Genomic DNA, 22,485 nt, shown 5'->3' on the forward strand with positions numbered 1-22,485 from the left:
CGCCCGATCGATCCGCGCCGTCACATGAAACTGTCGAGCCCGGTCTGCTCCTGGCCGCTCTTGACCTCCTCCCAGGAGACGTCCAGCGCCTCGAGGATGCGCTCGATCGGTCCCTTCAGCGTCTTCTCGAGCATCTTCTCGTAGTCGACCTCGAACTCGTCGGGGATCTGGTCGTCGTACTCGAAGCAGATGACGTCGGGATCGCGTTTGAACGCGCCGTAGAGGGGATCGCGCTGGGGATCGAACCCTTCCTCGGCCTCCATCCGGCGGAAGAACGCGGGGTCGACCCGATCGAGGTAGAGGCGCTTGGGCTTGCTCCCGCGCTGGAAGTTGGTCCCGAGTAACAGGTTCGCGTACTTCGCCCCCCGGACCTGGGCCGTGTCGGTGTCGTAGTTGTCCAGGCGCTTGCCGATGCCGCCGGGAATACCGATCTCTTCGAGGGAGACCTCGCCCGCGAGCACGTCCTCGATGATCCCGTTGACGTACTCCTTCGCACCCTCGACGTCGCCCTCCTTGACGATCATCTCGATGACCCGGTGCTGGACCTCCTTGGTGATCGGCGCGATGTCCGATCGCTTATACTCGAAGCCGGTGATGTCGACGTCGTCGACGTCTTTGCCCTCCTTCCAGACGATGTGGCCGGCGTAGCGTTTCTTCGTGCCCGCCTGGAAGAACCGCCGGTAGAGTTTCTCGAACTCGATCTGGAAGCGATGGAACTCCGCGCTGAGTTCTTCGCGCGCGAAGTCGTCGTAGCGGGCGTTGATGTGCTCTTCGATCTCGAAGGAAGTCTCGATGGCCTCCTCTTTCGATACGTCGGGCCCGAGTTCGAGCATCACGCTATCGGTGTCACCGTAGGTAACTACGTAGCCCTCCTCGTTGGCAGCGGTCTGCGTGAACTCGATGACTTCACGACCAGTGGCAGTGATCGCTGATGCTGCCTCCTTGTCGTACAGGCGGAACTGTTCCCAGCCCGAAACACCGTACAGCGACTGGCCAACGAACTGGAATTTACCGTTTCGTCCCGCAAGAAGCGTGTGATTATCTTCGACAGTTACGCAGTAGACACCATCGTCAGCAGTATTTCGGGATGAACTCCGATGCATCCGGAGCGTATTCTTCGAATCCTCAGTGACGTAGATCCGCCACGAACCGCTATCGTGGTTGTAGTTTGCCGTGAGACCGAGATGGGCACAGAGCCGCAGAACGTCGTCTCGAAGACGGTTACTCGAGGTGGAGTACCGCCACGAGTTCACCTGTCGATCGCCGTCTCCGTCGATCAGAACCTCGAGGAACCGCCGCTTCTGTCGACGGCTGCACTCGAAGACGAATTCGGGGATTCGCTTCCCGAAGCTTCCCTCCCCACAGAGTGAAGTCAGAAGGTTTCCGAGGAGTTTCGACGTGACTGTATAGGAGCGATCGTCCACGTGGTAGTCGAATCCCATATCGTCGAGCAGTTCGCCGATCGTCGTGTGGTGGTCGACGCCGCCGTCAGCGATCGGCAGTTTGTCCTGAGCCAGTTTCACTGTCGTCGCAGACCCGCGAAAGTTCTCACCGAATTGCTTGTCTTTGGAGGTGTACACGTTCCCTTCTGTCACAAACCACGCGAGCAGGTCGAGGAAGTTGTCTGCATCGTATGTTCGTGGAATCCACTTCCGGCCGGATTCGCGATGGATGAAGCTCTTGTCACCGAACTCCTCGATGTACTTGCGGTGTTCCTCGAACTCCTCAGCGGTAAAGACGTAACCCGTTTCCCCGACGTCGGCTTTCGGAACGCGACGCGGCGTCCACCCTAGTTCCGCAGTGAACGTGTGACCGTGAACGGACGGTCGGACCCAGACCTCGTACTCACCATCGATCAGTTCCGTGAGATCGACTTCGCCGAGTTCGTCTCCGTCGGGGCCCTCCCAGTCGTGAGGCAATTCGTAGTTCGTCGCTCGGTCGAGATTCCCGGCCTCGACAAAACTGTACTCGTCTTCACTGATCCCGTTGGTCTCGTTCTTGCGAACGAGCATTCGATGATTTGGCGTGACACGGAAGTCAATTTTGTTCGTCTCGATATCGATCAGATCGCCGTCGTAGTCGGGATAGGCATGGGTTTCGACAACCGGCTTGACCTGCAGCGTTTCCGTCTCCGGATCGAGCGAATACACCTCGTTACCGACCTCGAGATCGGTAATGCCACGAACACCGTCAGGAGTCAACACCTCCGTATCAGGAGTGAAGCAGTTCATGATGACCTTCACGGCGCCCTGCTGGCGATCGTACTGCTCGTACTCGGGGGTGCCGGGCTCGTACTCGTTCCGCCGGTCCTTCTTCTCCTCGCGCTCGGCGAGCAGTTCGGTGATCATCTCGCGCATCACGCCGTCGGGTTCCTTCCGGAAGTGGATCGGCTCGGGGTCGGTCGGGGCGATATAGGTTTCCCCGTCGTACTCGTCGGGATCGACCTTCGTCTCCGGCGACGCGTTGATCGTCGTCATGCACATCGGGTACAGCGACTTCAGGTCGAGCACGGTGACGTTCTCCTTGACGCCCGTGATCGGTTCGAACACCGCGCCGCCCTCGTACTCTTCGCCGGCCTCCTGCTGGCCCTTCGAGGGGAGCGCGAACTGGCCGTGGGCCTGGTGGAGGACGTACATGTCGACCGCGTCTCCCGGCGTCGGCGCGTCCTCGAGTTTACACCCGACGAACGATCGCACCTCGTCCCAGAACGGGATGATCTCCTGCTGGCGATCGAGTTCGACGCAGATCTCGACGTCCCGCAGGTTGTACGCGAGCAGTTGTGTGGGGTCGTCCTCCCAGAGGTCGCCGATGTCGCCGGCGTAGCGCTCCTTGCCGACGCCCAGTTCCGCCTCGCCGACGGCGTCCAGCCGGTACGAGTCCAGTTCGGAGAAGACCATCCGCTGGTAACCGTAGAGCAGGTCGAAGACGACCCGCCCCTTGATGTCCGGGCCGCCCCAGTTGCTCCGCCAAACCTCGTCGACCCGCGAGAGCCGATCGATCGAGAGGTCGTACTCGTGGCCGCCCTGGAGTTCCTCCAGCCGATCGAGGAGGTACGGCGCGTCGAAATCTTCGAAGTTCCACCCGGTGAGGACGTCGGGATCGGTCCGCTCGATGTACTCGATAAACGCCTCGAGCATCGCCTCCTCCTCGTCGAAGCTTCGGATCTCGTGATCGAGTGGCCCCTCGATCGGGTCGTACTCCTCGATGGCGTCCGGAATCTCCCCGTCGCCGATCGGGGCCTCGTAGAGCCACATGACGTACTCGTCGCGGTAGGAGTCGTGGCTGGTGAGACAGACGATCGGCTCCTCGCCGTCCTCCGGGAACCCCGAGCGGTCGTCGACCTCGATGTCGAACGTCTGGACGCGGGGCTCGGCGTCGACGTCGACGGCCTCGACTTCCTCGTGGGGGACGACGAGGGAGTCGTCCTCCGCGCGACGTTCCGGCACGCGAATGCCGCTGCGGACGTCCTTGTCGATGAGGAACCGGTTCGGGAAGAGGATGTCCGCCTCGTAGTGCTCGAAGTCGTCGCGCACTTGCCCGACGTCGCGGGGCGTCTGGCCGAAGATCTTGGTCAGGTTCTCCCCGCGGATGCTCTCGTATGGCTCGTCGTTCCGGTCGACCTCGCGGCTGCCTGTGAGCCGATCGTACTCCTCCTCCGGTGGCCGATCGAGCGTCGCCGTCGGCGCGTAGAAGTACGGCCGGAAGCCGACGACCTGGACGTGTTCCAGTTCCCCGTCGGGGGTCCGCCCGAAGACGTGCATGATCGGCCGTTCCTCGTCCCCGTAGCCGGCGACCGTATAATCAACCTGCATGACCGCGAGTTCGAGATCGCCGTCCGGTTCCGGGAGGGTCTCCTCGACGACGTCGATCACGTCCGCGGCGTCGGTTCCGCCGTTGCCGGCGACGGCAACTGCCTCTTCGTCCGGCCGGTCGTCGGACGCCTCCGCGAACTCCGCGAGTCCGGCCTGGCCCGCCTCAGTCATGGTCTCGAGGTTCGAAGTCGTCGAATAAAAACCCCGGCACTCCGATTCCGCGACCGCGGCTCACCGACGCCGCAGGTACGACGTGATTTTGTGAGGGCAACAAGACATATAATGTGGTAACACCTAGCATACGATCAGGTGATCGAAGTGTCCACCCGTGTGAACGACGACGAGACGACGGACAGTAGCGAACCACGTGGCGAACTCGAGGGCACCGCGACGATCGAATCCTACGAGACCGAAGACGGGGTGGTCTTCTACGACGCGGAGAACCCGCTGGCCTGGGTGGAAACGTCCCGGACGCTCGCACTCGACGATATCGCCTGAGTGCACGCGTGCCGGCGCCAGGTCCGGTCCCCGACCAAAACGGGGCAGGCCACCACGGTCGACCCGAACGCGAACCCTTTTGCGGCCGCTTCTCGTCCGGTTAGCTGTGCTGTTCGATCGGACCGAGCACGAACCGGAGGAGTACGATCCGGAGGAGGAATTCAGGGATCCGGACAGCGACTCGTTGACCATTCCCGACGTTACCAGAGAGCGCGAGGAGTCGACCGACGAGTCGACGTCGGTACCGATTCCCGAGGTCTCGACCAGTGAGACGGACGTTCCGGGCGAACTCCTCGAGCACTTCTGGGGGCTGGTGCTCGTGCTCAACGCGACGATCCTGGTCGCGTCGCTCGGCCTCCTCTTCTTGCTCTTCGAGGGACGGACGACCCGGAGCCTCGCACTGCTCGCCGCTGGCGCGGTCCTGGCCGTGTTCGCGTACCGCCGGTACCAGGTCTACGAGGCGTCGGCTGCCGGTGACGGGCAGTCCGGGACCGGCGAGACCGCCACAGAGGAGGACGACGGGACGGATCCCGCCGATGGGGCGGTCCCCGACGACGGGCCCGAATCCGACGCCAGTCCCGAATCCGAACCCGAGACGAAACCCGGAGCGTCGAAAGCCGAACGTGGCAATCGGGGGTCGGCCGATACCACGGACGCGGACGACAGCGACGACGCGAGTTGACCTGGCGGGGATCCGTTCCCGGTCGAGCGAAACCTAATTGAACGATCGTCCACGAATGAGTGCTACCGGACGATCGTCCCACCATGAAAACCGTACGCGACGACACCGGGAAGCGCTACCTGGTTCTCAAGCAGTCCGACAGCGCGAGCCTCGTTCGCGACCCGGATACCGGGAACGAATGTTACGTCCAGAACGATCGCCTCGAGTCCGTCGACGAATCCGCGCTCGAGACCGCTGCCAAGACGGTCACCACGCCAGTTCGGACGCTCCTGACGGCCGTCCACGACGACGAAACGCTCGGGCTGCTGGTCGAACTCGACGAGCGCGGCCCGCTCGGCGTTCGAACGCTCCTCGATCGGTACGACGTCTGTGAGAGCGACCTCCACGGTCGGCTCACGGTGCTCTCGGCTGCGGGACTCGTCGCGGAGACCGACGTCGCGGGCGAACGCGGCTACGAACTCACCGAGACGTGCGAGCGCGCCCTCGACGCGATCCGCACCACGGACGCGGGAGACGCCGCGTCCTCCGAAGACTCCGCCTAGTCGGACGCGAGCAGGGCCGACTCCGGCGGTTCCCCGCGATCGATCTGGGAGCGGTTCGACGTCGCGTCTTTTTCCACCTGGACCAGCGCATCCGCCGCGCCGACGAGTTCTTCGTCGTGACTGACCACGACGATCTGTTCGACGCCCAGATCCCGCATCGATTCGACCAGCGAGACGAGTTGCGTGACGTGTCCGGAGTCGAGGAAGACGGTCGGCTCGTCCAGGATGAGCGGCGGCATGGGTGCCGTCCCCTCGACGCCTTCGGCGAGCAAACGATAGATCGCACACCGCAGGCTCAGGTTGAACAGCGCCCGTTCGCCGCCCGACAGCTGTTCCGGGTCGAGGGGTTCGCCGTCCTTCTGGTAGACCGTCAGCCGGTAGTCGCCGTCGAGGTCGATCCCCGCGTAGGAGTCGTTCTGGTAGACGAGATCGAACGTCTCGTTCAACAGCCGTTCGAGCGTCTCGACGTTCTGCTGGCGCAGTTCCGATCGGAGTTCGCCGTACGTCCCCTGGAGGGTCTCGGCCTCCTCGTAGAGCGATTCCAGCTTCGCACACCGTTTTTCGACCGTCTCTAGCTCCTCGCGTCGAGCCTCGAGTTCCTCGATCTCGTTCTCGACCGCGCCGATCGCGTTCCCGAGTTCGTCGCGTCGCTCCTCGAGTTCGGCGATTTTCTCGTCGACCTTCTCGATGTAGTTCGCCGCGTTCTGTCGGTCGGTCCGTGCCTCCTCGACGCGGTCCTCGTCGAACTCCGACTCGAGGTCGCGCTTGCGCTCGCGTTTCGCCGAGAGGGTCTCCCGGCGCTCGTCGTTCATCGTCTCCCAGTCCGATCGGCGGTCCCGCAGGGACTCGATCCGGGTCGCGAGTTCGGCCCGCTCGTCGTCGATCTCGGCGATCCGCTCGAGCGTCTCCAGCGTCGTTTTGAGCGCCCCGCGCTCGGTGTTGATCTCGCCGAGTTCCGCCCGCGCGGTGGCGACCTCGTCCTCGAGGTCGTCCGCTTCGGCCCGTTTCGCCGCGGCCTCGCGCTCGGATTCCGCGGCCGACTCGCGCAGTTGCTCGCACTTCTCGCGGCGCTCAGCGACCGTCTCGCGTTTCTCCGACAGCAGTCGGTCGACGTCGTCGCGCTTCGTCTCGAGTCGCTCGACCTCCCGTTCGGCCTCGCGCAAATCCTCGGCGCGATCGAGTCGCTCGTCGACGTCGTCGCGTTCGGCCTCGAGTTCCGCACGCCGCTCTTCGAGCGTCACGAGTTCCTCGCGTTTCTCGTCCAGCACGTCGACGTGAGGGGAGTCCTCGACCGGCTGGCCACAGGTGGGACAGTTCCCCTCCTCGAGCAGCGCTTCGGCCTCCTCGATCGCGTTCTCGGCGGCCCTGATGTCGGCCGTCACGTCGCCGATCTCGTCGGTCAGCCCCTCGCGTTCGCGCTCGAGTTCCGCGACGTGATCGGCCGCCTCGCCGAACGCGATCGGCCCGTCCTCGAATTCCTCGCGCGCCGAGCCGATCGCCTCGTCGAGTTCTTCCAGTTTCCCCTCCCGATCGGTGATCGTCGCCTCGTCGTCGTCGAGTTGCCCCTCGAGCGCGTCCGCCTCCTCGCGGGCCTCGTCGGCCTGCGATTCGAGCTCCGCGGCCTCCTCGCGAAGGCGCTCGACGGTCCCGCTTTTCTCGGTGATCGTCACCCGGACGTCCTCGAGGTCGTCCCGGAGGGCGTCGTCTCGTGCTTCGAGGTCGTCGATGCGGCTCTCGATCGCCTCCTCGTCCGTCTCGTCGAGATCGATTTCGGCCAGCAGTTCGTCGCGTTCGGCCGCGAGTTCCGCCCGCCGATCCTCGAGGTCTCGGATCTCGGCTCTGGCCACCTCGCGCTCGCTCTCGGTCTCGGAAATCTTCGATCGGAGTTCCTCGATTTCCTCGTCGAGCGTCTCGATCTCCTCGCGCGTCTCCTCGTGGCGTTCGAGGACGTCGGTCGCGGCTTCGAGCGTCGACTCGGCCTGCTCGCGCTGGCGCTCGTAGTGGTCGATCTCGTCGATCGTCTCCTGGCGCCGGGACTCCAGCCCGTTCAGCCGCTCGTGGAGGTCCTTCGCTTCCTTCTGCTCGATCTGCTCCTCAATGTTCTTCAGTTCGCCACGGACCTCGCGAAGCACGTCGTCGACGCCGAGCCGGGCGTCGCTCGCCCGTTCGCGGTACTCTTCGAGCGCGCCGAGCTGCAGCAGGTCGTCGATCATGTCCTGGCGGTCGCCCGGCGAGGCGTGGATGAGCTTGTTCACCTCGCCCTGCCGAACGTACGCGCAGTTGACGAACGCGTCGGCGTCCATCCGCAGGAGGCGGGTTACCTCCCCGCGGACGTCGCGTGCCCCCTCGATCGTCTCCGACGGCGTTTCGAGGACGCACTTCGTCGTCACCGCGCGGTCGCCGCGCAGTTTGAGGTGGCGTTCGACGCTGTAGGAGCGCCCGTCGTGAGTGAAGTGGAGTTCGACCTCAGCCTCCTCCTCGCCGATCGTGACGACGTCGTCGAGCGTGCGATCGTCGAGCGCCTTCGAGCCGTAGAGGGCGAAGAACACGGCCTCGAGCAGCGTCGATTTCCCGCTCCCGTTGACGCCGTGGACGACGGTGACGCCCCGATCGAGCGAGAGGTCGGCCTCGCCGTAGCACTTGAAGTTCCGGAGCCGAACGCGATCGACCCTCACGCGAAATCACCCAGGGAGGCGGTGTCGGCGTCGGCGGGGTCGTCGTCCGGTTTCGCGTCCCCGGATGCTTCGCTCTCGACCGCCGGGTCGCTCTCGCCGTCGCCGGCCGACTCCGCGCCGGCCGTCGGTTCGCCGCCGTCCTCCGCGATCGCGTCGGCGACCGTCGTCGCCTCGGCCTCGTCGGTCTCGGAATCCCCGTCGGCAGCGGGGTCGAACGCCGCTTCGTCGTCCTCGAGCAGGTCGCGGACGCGCCGTTCGACCGTTTCGCGGACGTTCGAGTCCGGCAGGTCGTCGTTCCGGACGGTCTCGTCGATGTCGCGGGCGGCGTCGCTCAGCCCCAGGTCCCGGACCCGCTCGCGAACCGCCGCGTCGGGATCGGCGAAACTCACCGACACCTCGCCCGCGTCGTCGGGGAGGTCCCGGCGATCGTTCACCCGGGCGACGAGCGCGCCCCGATCGAGGGCGACCTCCTCGATCGTCGCGGGCGTGATCGGCTTGCCCTCGCCCTCGATCGTCACGATGACGACCGCGCCCTCCAGGTCGTGTTGCCGGACGCGCTCTTGAACGCGATCGAGCCCTTCGTCTCCGGCGAGATCGAGGTCGACGAAGACGAACTCGCGGGTCGCGTCGAGCCCGCGGCGGCGGATCGAGACCTCGTCGTCGAATTCGAGGAGGTTGTAGCCGCGGGCCTCGCGTTCGCTCGCGCTCGCACGCTCGGTCGAACCGCAATAGGTGACCCACGCGTCCCGTACCTCGGCGGTCCCGGGGTCGTGGTTGTCACCGAGCAGAACGGCGTCGAAGTCGACCGTCGATTCCGCGAGCAGTTTCTCGGTGTCCCAGTCGGCGTGGGCGAACGGTTCGAACAGGCCGTGGCTCACGAGGGCGGCGTGGTCGGCCTCGTCCGGTACCGGTTCGAATCCGTACTCGAGGTCGTCCCGGCGCGATCGGGGGACGAAGTCCAGTCCGTACAGTGCCACGTCGTCGATCACGTGCGGGCTGGCGTCGAGTCGGGTCGCGAGTCCGAGATCGGCGAAGAGATCGAGCCACTGGGCGTCGCGTTTGCCCTCGTGGTTGCCGACGACGGCGAGAAACGGGATGTCGGCGTCGGCGAGCGTCCGGAGGATCTCGACGGTCCCCTGCAGATCGATCAGACTGGGTCGGCGATCGTGAAACAGGTCCCCGGCGTGGATCACCGCGTCGACGTTCTCGGCGACCGCGTCGTCGACGACCTGTCGAAATGCCTCGAGAAAATCCCGGCGTCGATCGGGCGAGTTGTACTGCTGGTACCCGATGTGGGTGTCGCCCGTGTGTATCACCCGCGTCATTGACCGTCCGTTCGAGTGCCTATCCTAAAGGGATTCCGTGACCGGAGTGAAAGTTAATTCGAACGGACCGCGGCGACCCGACGACCGAGCGGAGGGCCCGAACATCGGGTTACAGTTTTTCGGCGGCTCGGGCCTGTTCCGTGCGCCGATCGGCCTGCGCCAGTCTGTGTCGGGTCGCGTTCGAGAGCGATCTCGGGAGGTCGTCGCTCGCCTCCTCGAGGCGCTCTTCTACCCGTCGGAGTCGTTCGGCGACGGTCTCGAGCCGGCGGTCGGTAGCCGCTCGTTCGCCGCCGCGTGCCCCTTCGGCGGCTGCCCGCGCGGCCTCGGCAACGGCGGCGAGGGCGCGCTCGAGACCTGCGACGGCGTTCGACGCACCGGCGTCTCCGTCCCCGTCGTCGTCATCCTCTTCGTCGGCGTCATCGTCGTCGCCGGCCGCTGCGACCGCAGCCCGCGTCTCGTCGGCAATGTCTGCTACGAACGCGGCAAGCGGGGCTTTGCCGGTCTCGGGTCGTTCGATGCGGACCGGTGCCTCGGCCTCGGGGGACGGGTTGATCCGGTAGGCGCCGATGGCGTTCTCGCTGTCCCGAACCTCGGTCGTGTAGGCCCCGCCCGTGTGGACGTAGATGGCGTCGTTGCCGTCGACCGGCGACTCGTACAGTCGCCCGGCGAAGTCGTCTTCGACGGCTACCGCCGAAAGGTCGCTCGACGCGTTCTCGCCCAGCACTTCCAGCTTGGTTGCCTCCTCGCGGTCGACCAGTGGAATCTCGCCGTCGACGCCGGCCGCCGTCGGCGTCCCGTCGTCCGGGACGCTGAGACGTTCGCTGTGTGGCGCTCGACCGGCACCGTTGACCGTCAGTCGATGGTCGCCGGCCGGGACGTCCTGGACGACCGCGACGCCGCCGAACGTCGGGACGGCTTCCGGATCGCTCTCGAGCAAGACGACCGACTCGAGGGTCGTCTCCGTCGTGGTCAGCCCTTCGTTCTCCGGCGCGTCGTCGTCGGTGATCGTCTCCGTGAGACGGGCGAACACGGTGTTTATCGGTGCCGCGTCGCCGATGGCGTCGTAGCGGTCGGCCAGCGCCACCCGGTGGTTCGGAACGGAGATATCCTCCGCCGGATTCTCGTACCGGGGCTGGCCCCACGGCGTCCCGGTCGTCGTGATGTGGCCCGCGATGGCGTCCTCGACCACGTCCGGAACGGCGAACTCGAAACTCAACTGCGGGCCGGTGAACGACGAGATGTGCTCGAGTTCGTCGCTCGGGACGAGGTCGTACTCGACGTCGATATCGGCGTCGCCCCGTCGCTCGCGGTGCCCGAAGACGAGCCCCGTCTCGCGCGTCGGCAGTTCCGTCGGCGGCGACGTCATTGCGTCGTAGGATCGGACGGTCAGCGCGTCGTCGACCAGCGAGTCGCGGGTGACGGAGGGTAACCGCTCGTGGTCGTATATCGGACCGCCGTCGTACTCCGGGACGACGTAGGGGAGCCGCGATCCCTCGTCTCGCGGCAGTCCGTACGCGAGCGGGAGTTCGAGGTCTGCGAGGTCCTCGACGCCCTCGAGCGCCGTGTTCGTGATGTCCGCCATCAGGTCGTCGATAGTGATCCGCTGGAAGCGATCGGGGACGTCGTTGACCGAGAGCGCACTCGAGTGGGAGCCGAGTTCCGAGAGGATGCGCGGAACCAGTTCCGGGTCCGGGTCCAGAAACTCGTTGTTCGGGACCGTCCGGGAGTGAGAACTGGCGACGTACAGTTGCGGGTCGCCGGTTTCGGTGTCGACGAAGACGTGAAGCACTTCCCAGTCGTGCCAGTGGAAGTTGGTCGTGAACTGGTCGAACACCGAGTAGAACCAGAACTGGATCACGGCGAGTGGCGCCCCCTCGTACTCGACGGCGTGGTAGAACACCGTCGGGTTCGGCGGGTCCCCCTCGCTGTACCGCTCGTGGTAGCCGTCGAGGGCGTCGAATCCGGCGACGATCGTCTCGTCGTTGCGTTCGCTGGTGTAGGGCCGCGGGTCCGTCGGAAACCACCGCTCGTGAACGTCGAAGTACAGCGTCGGGGCGAACCGCGTCGCCAACTCTCGAGCCGCGTCGTCGTTTAGCCGACTCGTCTCTCCGTCAGCGTCGCGTTCGAACGCCGAGCAACCGGCCATCGCGGCGCCACCGACACCGGCGAGTGCGCCGAGGACGGTTCGGCGATCGATTCTCGAGTCCTCGCTCACGAGGGATCACGATCCATCCGAGAGAGCGCCGTCGAAACACGCACGACCGTTTTCGTGCTGGACATACCCTGGATAGCGAACGGGTGCGCAATGAACTTTCTGTACCCGTCGTACCGTCCGGTGTTCGCCCGAACACGGCGGCCTCAATTACGCACTGGGACTGTCCTCGCGACGAGAACCGGCCGCGTCGGCTCCTTGGATTCGGTCGCTCTGCGGTCCCGTCGGTACCCGTCGATCCGAGCAGCCGAGCAAAAACCCGAGGGAGAAGATCGACCGTCGATGCTTCGAGATCCGCGTCGCCGCGACAGACAGCCGATTACGCCTCGATGTCGAGGCTGTAGAGGCGCTTGCGGGCGTCGGAGAACGAGAACCGGGAGTCGACGACGTTCTGCTCGTCGAGCCGGTTGAGCGCGTAGCGTACCGTCCGGGCCGGCAGCAGCGTCTCGTCGGCGATCTGTTGCTGGGTCATCGTGTCGTTGTACTCGAGCACCTTCGCGACGAGTTTGGCGCTCGGTGGGAGATCGCGCACGTCGTCCCACGTCCCCCGCTGGCTGGTCTCTTGCTGTACTGATGCACTCATCGTACAACCACATACCGAATACGGGGTGATAATATTTTCTGTTTCATTTTATTCATCACAGTTATCGAACCCGTTCGGTGCACCGACCCGAAGCCTCTTATGAACCAACACCCAAACCACGGGTGATGAGTGACACTGTGGACGACGTCGACCTCCCATACGACGAGGACGAGGCGTCCCAACAGGAGAAAATCCAGGCGCTCGAGGAACGGCTGGAGATCCTCGAGACCCAGAACGAGGAGATGCGCGACAAACTCCTCGACGCGAACGCCGAGAACAACAAGTACCAGCAGAAACTCGAGCGACTGACCCACGAGAACAAGAAGCTCAAGCAGTCGCCGCTGTTCGTCGCCACCGTCCAGGAGATGACGGACGAGGGCGTCATCATCAAACAGCACGGGAACAACCAGGAGGCGCTGACGGAAGTCACCGACGAGATGCGCGAGGACCTCGAACCCGACGCGCGCGTCGCGGTCAACAACTCCCTCTCTATCGTCAAGAGTCTCTCCAGCGAGACCGACGTGCGTGCCCGCGTGATGGAAGTCACCGAGAGTCCCGACGTCAGCTACGCGGACATCGGCGGCCTCGAAGAACAGATGCAGGAGGTCCGCGAGACCGTTGAGATGCCCCTCGAGAAGCCCGACATGTTCGAGGACGTCGGCATCGACCCGCCGAGCGGCGTCCTGCTCCACGGGCCTCCGGGCACCGGGAAGACGATGCTCGCGAAAGCCGTCGCCAACCAGACCGACGCCACCTTCATCAAGATGGCCGGGTCGGAACTGGTCCACAAGTTCATCGGCGAGGGCGCGAAACTGGTCCGCGACCTGTTCGAGGTCGCCCGCGAACACGAACCCGCCGTCATCTTCATCGACGAGATCGACGCGATCGCGGCCAAGCGGACCGAATCGAAGACCTCCGGCGACGCCGAGGTCCAGCGGACGATGATGCAACTGCTCTCCGAGATGGACGGCTTCGAGGACCGCGGCGAGATCCGCATCATCGCCGCCACCAACCGCTTCGACATGCTCGATCGGGCCATCCTCCGACCCGGCCGGTTCGATCGCCTCATCGAGGTGCCCAAGCCGAACCAGGAGGGTCGCGAAATCATCTTCGAGATCCACACGCGCGGCATGAACGTCTCCGACGACGTCGACTTCGCGGAACTGGCCGAAGACGCCGCGGAGGCCTCCGGTGCGGACATCAAGGCCGTCTGTACGGAAGCCGGGATGTTCGCCATCCGTGACGAACGGACCGAGATCCGGATGGAGGACTTCCGGAACGCCTGGGAGAAAGTGCAGGCCGACTCCGACGACACCGAGGACGTCTCGAAGACGTTCGCCTGATCCCGACCGGTACGTTTTCGCCCGAGCGATTTCGAGAGCGGCCCCTCACGGACGACGTTCAGGGTTGAGCCTGCGCTCCCGATCGATTGCGTGAAAACCGTCGAGCGGTTCCTCCCGGTGCACCACGTCCGAACGACCGGTTACAGGGCCGAAAAGATGAGCCACGGAACGACGAACAGGGCGACCGTCAAGACCGCGAGGATCAGCAGATAGGCGACACCGGTTCCCGCGGCAGCGGCCCACGCCGGGTGGTCGAATTCGCTGAGATCGACTGTCATACGTGGATCGTCCGGCGAACGGAGTATAAACGTACCGGAACGGCAACTGACACCCAACCAGTTCATCGTTTTCGCTCCGTTGCTTCCGATCGTCCAAACCAACCGGGAGGTACGGTCCCGAGCAGTCCACGGGGTCGTAAACACCGGAAGAGCGGTCGCACGGCGAATCCGTCGCGTCGCGGTGACCGGCAGTACGTGCTGGCGATACCGATTGTGTACATATCGTATAAAACCATTTTTCATAGAACAGAGTTTACATTTTTCATTGGTTAAATACTACTGTAGTGTAAGAAGAATATAAGTCGCCGATCGTGATCATGTAGGCCGTCGATACGAATTATGAAAGGAGAACGTTTCGTGGCGATTTTCGTGACGATACTCGTGGCCGCGTCGGTCGTAGCCACGGGCGGCGGAACAGTGACAGCCGAGAGCGACCTCGACGGGACCGTCGAGAGCGTCAACGAGAACGAGATCGCCGATGCCAACGCTGCGATCGACGACTTCAACGCGGAACTGCAGGACAGCGCCGGTCTGCTCGGCGTCGACGTCGACGACGTCGACCACGTCGACGAGGTTGCGGCCGACGACGACGCCGCCGCGGAGGCCGAAGCCGATCGGCTCCGCGCCGACGCGGACGATCGGCAGGCGGCTATCTTCAACCGCGTCGTCACCGTGATCGACGAAGGCGACGTCGACGACATGGATCACGAAGACGTCCGGACGCCCGAAGACGCCCGCGAGGAGGCCGATCGGCTCGAGGGAGGCGGAGTCCTCAAAGACAAGGCCGCTGATTCACTCCGGGACGCTGCCGATCTCGTCGAGGCGGACCTCCAGCCACCCCTGAACGACGCGGCCGACGCGCTTGCAGGCCTCGGCGATGGTGGCGGCGACGATGGCAACGAGGGTGACGACGGCGACGATGGCAACGACGGCGACGATGGCAACGAGGGTGACGATGGCGACGATGGCGATATCGAGGTCGTCTCGTTCGACGCAACCGGCGGGACCGGGTACGCAGCCTTCGCCGCCGAGGACGCGGCCGATCCAGCCGACGACGGGGTCCCGATCGAGGCCGTCGAATTCGAGGGCGAGATCGATCCGAACGCGGGCACGTGGGAGGCGACGTCGGCGTCGATCCCCGAGATCACGATCGAGGACGCGGGGATATTCGGGGCGGACGCGGTCGTCGACATCGAACCGGACGATCTCGGCGGTGACGTCGACCTCGAGACGGGCGAGATGACCCTCGGCGGTGAGCTCGACGTCGAAGCCGAAGTCTCCTACGGCTGGCACCAGGTCCCCTGTGAGTTCGGCTTCGAGTTCGACGCGACGACCGGAGACAGTAACGAGCTATCCGGTGAACGGCTCGATCTCGACAGCGACGCCCCGACTGCGGCCCTGGTGGACAACGAGTACGCCGTCGACGATGACGCCGAGAGCGACGAGTTCGAACTGTTCACGTGCGATAGCACGAACGAGGAACTCGGCCTGGATACCGATCCGGGAGCGGGCGAGAACTTCCTCGAACTCGAACTGGAATTCGACGTCGACAGAACGGTCACCGGGACCGTCACCGACGACGACGGCACCCCGATCGAGGGCGCAACGATCGAACTCGAGGGGAGCGGACGGACGACGGAGACCGACGCGGACGGAACCTACTGGCTCGCCCTCGAGTCCGATGGTGACTACGCGCTCTCCGTCACCGCTCCGGACCACGACGGCGTCACCGACGAGCTAACCGTGTCCGGAGCCGAACCGACGAACGCCGATTACGAACTCGAACCCGATCATCCCGAACCGACGGCCGTGATCGACGTCGACGACGCGGTTGCCGGCCAGGAGGTCACGCTCTCCGGCGCGGGATCGACCAGCGAGGAGTTCGACGTCATCAGCTACGAATGGACGATCGACGGCGACTCGTTCGACGGCGAGACCGTGACGACCTCGTTCGACGACCCCGGCGAGTACGCCGTCGAACTCACGGTCGCCAACGACGCCGGCGAGACTGACACGGTCGCCACGACGGTGTCCGTCGCGGAAGCCGACGACGCCCAGTCACAGGAACCGGAAACGAACGCGGACGCGAATGGGGACTCCGGGTCCGACGGCGAAGCCGACGACGAGAAACCCGGGTCCGACGGCGAAACCGTCGATGAGACGGACGACAGTTCGTCCGGCGCGTTGTCCGCCGGACTGGCGACCGCTGGCCTCGCGACGGGACTGCTCTCGATCGGCGTCGGGTCCCTGATCGGCGTCGGGACGATCGTCACTACCGGCCCGATCGGACGACGGTTCGACCTGTGAACCGCCGGGGTCGGGAATCGAAAGCTGCTACGGAGACCGCTCCTGTCCCCCGTCCCGCTGATCACCGGGCTCCTCCCCGTTGCGCACCTCGCTCGTCCTGACGATCGATACGTCACCGATACGCGTCGACCGGGCGGCTGAACAGCCTTCCTCTCGGCTGGACGACACGATACGGCGGACCAAACGTTCGTAATTTCCGGTCGTGACTAGTATTTTACCGTGAACAGGGTATAAGTCGCCGGTCGTGATCAGGGAGTCAGGAGTCATGAGCGCGGACCGAAAACCCACGACGACCGCACGCGAGGAGGATTCGCTTCCGCGGTCGTTCGACGGCGGGCCCGAGAGAACGAGCGGTACCGGATTGCTGCCGAACACGAGTTACAGCACGGAGTCGAGGACCCGATGAGAGGAACGAACGTCCTCGCGGGTACCCTGGCGTGCCTCGTGCTGGTTTCGATCCTCGGGGTCGGCCTCGCTGCTGCTGGGCCAGCGATCCCGACAGCGGATGCCACCGACGGAGACGGCACGACCGACGCCGACGCGTCGATGGCCGCCCACGTACAGAACGATACGAACGGCGATGCATCGTTCACCGTCTACGGCCAGGAGGGGACGATCATCCTCGGCGGAGATCGGGAGGTCGTCTTCCCGGAGAGCGACGAGGACGAACCCCAGCCCGAGAACGCACCAGAAGGCGTCGAGTGGGAGGACGAGTCGTTCACGATCGACGCCGACGTCGACCTCGAGGAGGGGACGTGGGAGGCCGACGCCGAGGACGTCGTCGTCCCGCTGATCACCTCGTTCAACGTCGACGCGGAGTACGCCGACGTCCAGATGAGCGCGCCGAACGGATTCGAGGGAACGATCGATCCCGAGACGGGCGAGATGACCGCCGAAGCGGATTTCGAGATCGAAGCCGAAGTCGTCGGGCCGCTTCGCGGCCTCGCGCCCGACTCGACCTGCGTGACCCAGACCGAACTCGAGTTGACGACCGGAACCAGCGACAACGGCCTCGAAGGAACGCCGTTCGAGGTCGATTCCGAGAGCGGAACCGCCACGGCGACGCTCGTCGACGACACCTTCGCCGTTCCCGGCTTCGACACGGTCGACGGTGCGGGCCCCGTCTGTGGCTCCGCGGCCGACTCGTTCGGCCTGCCCGCGGAGGAATCGGGCGACAACACGTTCGATATCGAACTCTGGTTCGACCTCGAGGGCTTCGAGGAGGCGACCGAGAACGGCGACGAGTAGCGCCACACGGACTGATTCGAGACGCGTTCGGCGACTCAGTTCGTCGAGTCGGTTTTCTTCGGCAGGGGTGTCCTCTGTGTCTGGTCCGGCCCGTCCACCTCGTCGTCCGCGTCGAAGACGACGGCACCGCCGACGATGGCGGTGAGAACGCCGGTGATGGCGACCAGTCCGGCGATCGAGACGATGTCGAACAGCCCCGGTCCGGCACCGGCGGCCATGATCTGGCTGGTCAGCGTGACCGCGATGATGACGTAGAGGACCGACCCGATCAGCGATCCGACCGCCGTCTCGACGAAAACGCGCCTGTCCGTGGCCCGACGGCCCTCGCTAAGACCGATCATTGCGGTGAGTACAGGCGCGACCAGCAGGGTGACGAAGATGGCGACCAGTGGCGCGAAGTCGGCGGCGACACCGCCGGCCTCGATCGACTGGATCGTCCACTCGATCGCCGCGTATCCTACGATCCCCAGCGTGATCCCCGCGACGGACAGCAGAACCATCCACCGGGTCACGGCGCGAAAGGTATCGACTACCATTTGAACGGAACTCCCACCTATTAATTGTTAAGTTTTTCTGAAGAACGTGAAAGTTGCCACGGTGTCGCCGATCGGTCGCGGTCGAATTTCCGTGCCCCCGATGTGAGCGCGGTTTTCGGACGGTTTTTACCGGTCGATCGGCTACGAACACGCAATGACGAGAATCGTCGTGGTGGACAACCACGGGCAGTTTACGCACCTCGAACGCCGAGCGCTTCGCGATCTCGGCGTCGACACGGAGTTAATCGACAACGACACGCCGCCGACCGACGTCGATGCCGACGGGGTCGTGCTCTCGGGCGGCCCGGACATGGACCGGATCGGCCGATCGGCCGAGTATCTCGAAGCGGACGTGCCGGTGCTCGGCATCTGCCTGGGGATGCAGTTGATCGCCGCGGAGCTCGGCGGCCGCGTCGGGAACGGGGACTACGGCGGCTACGCCGACGTCTCCGTCGATATCGTCGACGAGGACGATCCGCTCACCGGGTCGCTCCACCCGGAAACCCGCGTCTGGGCCAGCCACGCCGACGAGGTGAAGGAACTCCCCGAGGGATTCGAGTTGACCGCCAGGAGCGACGTCTGCGACGTCGAGGCGATGAGCGACACCGATCGCGATCTCTACGGCGTCCAGTGGCACCCGGAGGTCGCCCACACCGAAGAAGGCGAGGAAGTCTTCGAGAACTTTATCGAAATCTGCGAGTCGTAACCTGTCCCCGCCGGCTCGCGCTCTTTTTCTGACGCGCGGGGAAGTCGGCTCGGTTCCGGGCGACAGCCGGTTCGTGCCCGCTCTCGCAGTCGGAACCGATCGCATCACCCACGGGTGCTCGGGTTCGAACTGGCATTCGTCCCGTTAACGGGCGTCCCTCCGCGAGAACGGCCGGGAGGACAAGGGTAGGATGGCACCGGTGCCGGGTCGGGTCAAGTCGAGGCAGTAACCGCCGGGTCCAGCGGCCCCTCACGTCCGGGTCACTCGAGTCGCTCGGCCGCTCCCCGTAACTGCTCGATAACGGCTGGTCGACCGCGACAGACGACCGTCACGTCGGTCCCGTCGTAATCGACCGTCTCCACGCTGGTCCGATCGTACGCTCGGGAGACGAGCGCCATCGCCTCGTCGCAGTTCGGGAGACGGAGGATCGTGCGTTCCGTCGGCAGTCGATCGACGATCGCGTCCCGTACCGTCCCGAGGTTCGTCCCCTCGAGCACGCTCACCGGTATCGGAGGGGCCGCGGCCGCGGGTAGTCGCGCCGCGGCGATCTCGCGGCGTCGCGTTCGCTCCGCTGCCGAGAGGCGATCGACCTTGTTCAGCGCGGTCACGATTCGATCGTCGTCGACGCCCTGTCCCCCGAGCACCGCGAGCGAGACGTCGAGGCGATCCCGGAATCGCGACTCGGGGTCGCTCGCGTCGACCACGAGCACGACGACGTCGGCTGCGCCCGCCTCCGAGAGCGTCGAACTGAACGACTCGACCAGATCGTGTGGCAGGTCGTCGACGAACCCGACCGTGTCCGTCGCGAGCACCGGTCGGCCCGCGAGCGTCGCCCGTCGGGTCGTCGTCTCGAGGGTCTCGAACAGCCGATCCCCGACGGCCGCGGTACCATCTTTGATCGGGCCGGTCGTATCCGTCGGTTCCTCGATCGTGTTCGTCCCCGCCGACGGCTCCGAATCGGCGAGTGACATGTCGTCGGCGAGCCGGTGGAGCGTCGTCGACTTGCCGGCGTTCGTGTAGCCCGCGATCGTGACGAGGTCGAACCCCTCCTCGCGGCGACGCCGGCGGAACTGTTCGGCCGGATCTGGCAGTTCGGCGAGTTTCCGCTCGAGTCGATCGATTCGGTCGCGCACGTCGTAGACTGGCGACCCCTTCTCGGTCACGTCGTTGAGCACTCCCTCGTCCGCCGACTCGATCAAGCGCGGCAATTCGTATTGGAGCCGCGCCAGTTCGACCTGGAGTTTCGCCCGTTGCGACCCCGCGCCCGCCTCGAAGATTTCGAGTACGAGCCGGTGCCGATCGAGGACCGTCGTCCCGTCGGGCATCGCCGACTCGAGGGCGTGGTGCTGACCCGGATCGAGTTCGTCGTCGACGACGACCCGCTGAGCGTCGGTTCCGGCGACGGTTTCGGCGAGTTCCGCGACCGTGCCGCGACCGAAGTACGTACCGGAGTCGTCCGGGCCGGACTGTGTTACGTCGGCGACGACCGCGTCGCCCGCCGCCCGGACGAGTGCACGAATCTCGCTCGTCTCGTCGGGGGCGGTCTGCGATCGATTCGCGACGACTGTTCGTCTCCGCTCGCTTCGAATCCGCTTTCGTGACATGTTGTCGATGGTGGTCTCATGGCTGTCGTTCGTCTGTGCTGGGTCCGGCGCGATGGCTCCGCGCAGATCGCCGGGAGTGGAATCAACTCTCCCTCGCTACGCGCGCCTATCGCGACGCGACGATCGGGAGCGCCGAGTTACTGAGAAGAGGTCTCCATCGTCCTCGTATTCCGTTTCGAGGAAGTCGTATTAATGACTTGTGTCAGATCGCTCCGTGGCCCGGGAGAACACCGGACCGGTGACTGATCGTCGATAGTAGTGGAGAAGTCGCGGTCGTTCGACGACCGCTACTCGTCGAACAGGTCGTCGACGGCCTCCCGTGCGGCGAGGGCGGCGTCGTCGGCGACCCGATCGGGATCCGGGGCGTCTTCACCGTCGGGTGCGTTCAGGTAGACGTCGACCTCGAGGACGCCGTCCTCGAAGGTCACGGTGACGTCGAAGTCACGCACCGCGGACTGCTTGTACCGCGAGAAGATGAGCCCCTCCGCAGCGTCGGCGGCCGTCTGGACGACGGTCTCGTCGGAGGGTTCGTCTTCCGCCATTTACGCGCCGCCGGCACCGGGGCCGCCGGGGCCGGCCGGGCCGCCGCCCATCGCACCGCCGCCGAGCAGGTCCTCGAGGTCCTCCTGGAGACTCTCGAACTGCTGCTGAACGCGGTCTTCCTGCTTTTCGAGCGTCTCGAGGCGGATCTCGAGCGTGTCGACCTTGTCCTCGAGGTCCTCCTCGGCCTCGTCGTACTCGGTTTCGACGAGGAGTTCGCCGACGTTGCGGTACATCGTCGTGTCCGCGTCGATGTTCTCGAGTTCGTCGAGCGCGTTCTGGGCCTCGGTGAGGCTCGATTCGGCCTCCTGCTTCTGGATGGCGACCTCCTGTGCGGTCTCCTGTAGACCCTGCAGCTCTTCGATTTTCTCCTGTGCTTCCGGCGGCAGATTACCTTGCATGTTTCGACCGTCGCCCTCCGCACTGATAAAGGCAAGCTTTGGCGATTACGAGCACCAGGCGGAAACTCGGGTCCGATCGCTATCGATCGCTCTCCGTCGTCACCGCGATCCCCACGTCCGCCATCCGTTCCGCCACGTCGATCAGCGAGAACCAGGTGTTCAGGGCCGCTCGCAGGGCGACGACGTCGGTCGCGTCGATCTCGATCCGGACGATCGCACCGTCCCGATCGATCGTCGTCCGGGAGCGATCGTCGTCGATCTCGCCGATCTCGCGAGCGACGCTCTCGGCGACGATCCGTGCGCGAGACGCGGTCTCGTACTCGAACTCGAGGGTCGCGTCGTGAGAAGACACCGGCTTACTCGACGTCGACTTCCTTGACGTCGCGGCTGCGTTCTTTCAGGAGCACGCGGTGGCCGCAGTAGGGACAGCGGACTCCGCCGTACTCGTCGAGCTTGACGTCGCGCTTACAGCGAGAACACTTGTAGCTCATGCGTGAGTGTGGGTAGCGGGGAGTTACTCCTCGTCTTCGGCCAGGGCGGCGCGGATCGATCGCTTGACGGTTCGGCCGGCAGGCGTCTCCGGGCGGAACGCGCCGCCGGTGAAGACCTCGCCGGTCTCCTCGTTCTTCCAGATACCGGTACCGACGCGCGTCACGTCGTCGCCGTCGACCTGCGCGCTCTCCATGTCGTCTTCGATTTCGCTGACACGCCGTCGAGCAACGCGACCGTAGCGAGCGCCGAACCGGCCCGCGCTGCCGACTGTTCCTTTCTTGGCCATAGTACTGCTGTCTATCGCTAGCGGATTCTTAAACCTGTTGAGTTACGACTCCCCCGATCGGTCTGCGAGCGGTCCCGTGAGCAACTCCCGGAAGATCAGCGTGAGCGCCGCGAGATAGCCGGCCACCGCCAGCGGGCCCGTGAGGAGTCCCGTGCCGAGTCCCGCCACGACGACCGACTGGAGGGCGAGACCACTCACGCTGAGGAGCGGGATCGCGGCCAGGACGAGATCGGGACGATCGAGCATGGCTAATTATATCTAATTACGCCCGGTCGGATAAGGGCCGGAGAAGGGGCAGACAGTGTCACCTCCATCGGTCCGTGACAATGTCTGCGGGGGTTACGGGAGGGATTTCCGCGACGCCACCGTCGCGAGGTCGACGTCCTGAAACGCCACCCGGTTCCGGAACGTCGCG

General features: G+C 65.1%; 21 protein-coding genes. 7 read left to right on the top strand and 14 right to left on the bottom strand.

The features are described from left to right. Positions 1-20: 20 nt before the first annotated feature. Positions 21-3,983, bottom strand: a complete 3,963-nt coding sequence (locus AC6I6X_RS12245) for a DNA polymerase domain-containing protein (protein ID WP_497930804.1) — start codon at positions 3,981-3,983, stop codon at positions 21-23. A gap of 138 nt (positions 3,984-4,121) precedes the next feature. Here AC6I6X_RS12245 and AC6I6X_RS12250 point away from each other — a divergent pair, with 138 nt between their 5' ends. The 3 genes from AC6I6X_RS12250 (at position 4,122) to AC6I6X_RS12260 (ending at position 5,534) form a co-directional block, all read left to right on the top strand. Next, positions 4,122-4,310: a DUF7331 family protein gene (locus AC6I6X_RS12250; RefSeq protein WP_250141123.1), complete on the top strand. Its 189-nt coding sequence runs from the start codon at positions 4,122-4,124 to the stop codon at positions 4,308-4,310. Between the two features lie 106 nt (positions 4,311-4,416). Then, positions 4,417-4,992: a DUF7322 domain-containing protein gene (locus AC6I6X_RS12255; protein ID WP_497930805.1), complete on the top strand. Its 576-nt coding sequence runs from the start codon at positions 4,417-4,419 to the stop codon at positions 4,990-4,992. 83 nt (positions 4,993-5,075) lie between these two features. Next, entirely contained in the window at positions 5,076-5,534 is a 459-nt protein-coding gene (locus tag AC6I6X_RS12260; protein ID WP_497930806.1) for a DUF7346 family protein, read from the top strand. On the opposite strand, the gene rad50 is transcribed toward AC6I6X_RS12260, so the two are convergent. The 4 genes from rad50 to AC6I6X_RS12280 form a co-directional block, all read right to left on the bottom strand. Beyond that, positions 5,531-8,209: a DNA double-strand break repair ATPase Rad50 gene (gene rad50, locus AC6I6X_RS12265; RefSeq protein ID WP_497930807.1), complete on the bottom strand. Its 2,679-nt coding sequence runs from the start codon at positions 8,207-8,209 to the stop codon at positions 5,531-5,533. The two genes, AC6I6X_RS12260 and rad50, sit on opposite strands and share 4 nt — an antisense overlap. Next, positions 8,206-9,534: a DNA double-strand break repair protein Mre11 gene (gene mre11, locus AC6I6X_RS12270; protein ID WP_497930808.1), complete on the bottom strand. Its 1,329-nt coding sequence runs from the start codon at positions 9,532-9,534 to the stop codon at positions 8,206-8,208. Before mre11 ends, rad50 begins: the two co-directional genes overlap by 4 nt. Before the next feature lie 109 nt (positions 9,535-9,643). Beyond that, on the bottom strand, positions 9,644-11,749 hold the full coding sequence (locus AC6I6X_RS12275; protein ID WP_497930809.1) for a hypothetical protein: 2,106 nt from the start codon (positions 11,747-11,749) through the stop codon (positions 9,644-9,646). A 316-nt stretch (positions 11,750-12,065) separates the two neighbouring features. After that, complete coding sequence (locus AC6I6X_RS12280) at positions 12,066-12,329, bottom strand: MarR family transcriptional regulator (protein ID WP_250141117.1); 264 nt, start codon at positions 12,327-12,329, stop codon at positions 12,066-12,068. Positions 12,330-12,454: 125 nt separating this feature from the next. Between AC6I6X_RS12280 and pan1 the strand changes: the two genes are divergently transcribed. After that, positions 12,455-13,672 carry a proteasome-activating nucleotidase Pan1 gene (pan1, locus tag AC6I6X_RS12285; protein ID WP_497930810.1) on the top strand — a complete coding sequence of 406 codons (1,218 nt, stop codon included), beginning with the start codon at positions 12,455-12,457 and terminating at the stop codon, positions 13,670-13,672. A gap of 140 nt (positions 13,673-13,812) precedes the next feature. Here the strand turns inward: pan1 and AC6I6X_RS12290 are convergent, their stop codons facing one another. After that, positions 13,813-13,950 (bottom strand): hypothetical protein, encoded by a 138-nt coding sequence (locus AC6I6X_RS12290; RefSeq protein WP_497930811.1) that lies wholly within the window; start codon positions 13,948-13,950, stop codon positions 13,813-13,815. 369 nt (positions 13,951-14,319) lie between these two features. Here AC6I6X_RS12290 and AC6I6X_RS12295 point away from each other — a divergent pair, with 369 nt between their 5' ends. Then, the gene (locus AC6I6X_RS12295) at positions 14,320-16,257 is read left to right on the top strand and encodes a carboxypeptidase regulatory-like domain-containing protein (RefSeq protein WP_497930812.1); all 1,938 of its coding nucleotides are present in this window, start codon (positions 14,320-14,322) and stop codon (positions 16,255-16,257) included. Between the two features lie 402 nt (positions 16,258-16,659). Beyond that, a complete protein-coding gene (locus tag AC6I6X_RS12300; protein ID WP_497930813.1) occupies positions 16,660-17,505 on the top strand; it encodes a cell surface glycoprotein in 846 nt (281 codons plus the stop codon). A 35-nt stretch (positions 17,506-17,540) separates the two neighbouring features. Here the strand turns inward: AC6I6X_RS12300 and AC6I6X_RS12305 are convergent, their stop codons facing one another. Next, the gene (locus tag AC6I6X_RS12305; RefSeq protein WP_497930814.1) at positions 17,541-18,041 is read right to left on the bottom strand and encodes a hypothetical protein; all 501 of its coding nucleotides are present in this window, start codon (positions 18,039-18,041) and stop codon (positions 17,541-17,543) included. Between the two features lie 154 nt (positions 18,042-18,195). Between AC6I6X_RS12305 and AC6I6X_RS12310 the strand changes: the two genes are divergently transcribed. Next, the gene (locus AC6I6X_RS12310; RefSeq protein ID WP_497930815.1) at positions 18,196-18,747 is read left to right on the top strand and encodes a GMP synthase subunit A; all 552 of its coding nucleotides are present in this window, start codon (positions 18,196-18,198) and stop codon (positions 18,745-18,747) included. A gap of 260 nt (positions 18,748-19,007) precedes the next feature. Here AC6I6X_RS12310 and AC6I6X_RS12315 read toward each other — a convergent pair whose 3' ends face one another. From AC6I6X_RS12315 to AC6I6X_RS12345, 7 genes are all read right to left on the bottom strand, one after another. After that, entirely contained in the window at positions 19,008-20,351 is a 1,344-nt protein-coding gene (locus AC6I6X_RS12315; protein WP_497930816.1) for an HflX GTPase family protein, read from the bottom strand. 287 nt (positions 20,352-20,638) lie between these two features. Continuing rightward, positions 20,639-20,893 carry a DUF3194 domain-containing protein gene (locus AC6I6X_RS12320; RefSeq protein ID WP_497930817.1) on the bottom strand — a complete coding sequence of 85 codons (255 nt, stop codon included), beginning with the start codon at positions 20,891-20,893 and terminating at the stop codon, positions 20,639-20,641. Then, a complete protein-coding gene (locus AC6I6X_RS12325; RefSeq protein WP_497930819.1) occupies positions 20,894-21,292 on the bottom strand; it encodes a prefoldin subunit beta in 399 nt (132 codons plus the stop codon). A gap of 79 nt (positions 21,293-21,371) precedes the next feature. Continuing rightward, positions 21,372-21,644, bottom strand: a complete 273-nt coding sequence (locus tag AC6I6X_RS12330; protein WP_497930820.1) for a KEOPS complex subunit Pcc1 — start codon at positions 21,642-21,644, stop codon at positions 21,372-21,374. Positions 21,645-21,648: 4 nt separating this feature from the next. Next, a complete protein-coding gene (locus AC6I6X_RS12335) occupies positions 21,649-21,783 on the bottom strand; it encodes a DNA-directed RNA polymerase subunit P (RefSeq protein WP_250141105.1) in 135 nt (44 codons plus the stop codon). Positions 21,784-21,806: 23 nt separating this feature from the next. Then, positions 21,807-22,070 carry an eL43 family ribosomal protein gene (locus AC6I6X_RS12340; RefSeq protein ID WP_497930821.1) on the bottom strand — a complete coding sequence of 88 codons (264 nt, stop codon included), beginning with the start codon at positions 22,068-22,070 and terminating at the stop codon, positions 21,807-21,809. A gap of 42 nt (positions 22,071-22,112) precedes the next feature. Beyond that, entirely contained in the window at positions 22,113-22,316 is a 204-nt protein-coding gene (locus tag AC6I6X_RS12345) for a hypothetical protein (RefSeq protein ID WP_497930822.1), read from the bottom strand. Positions 22,317-22,485: the final 169 nt, after the last annotated feature.

It is taken from the genome of Halosolutus sp. YCN4 (assembly GCF_059736495.1).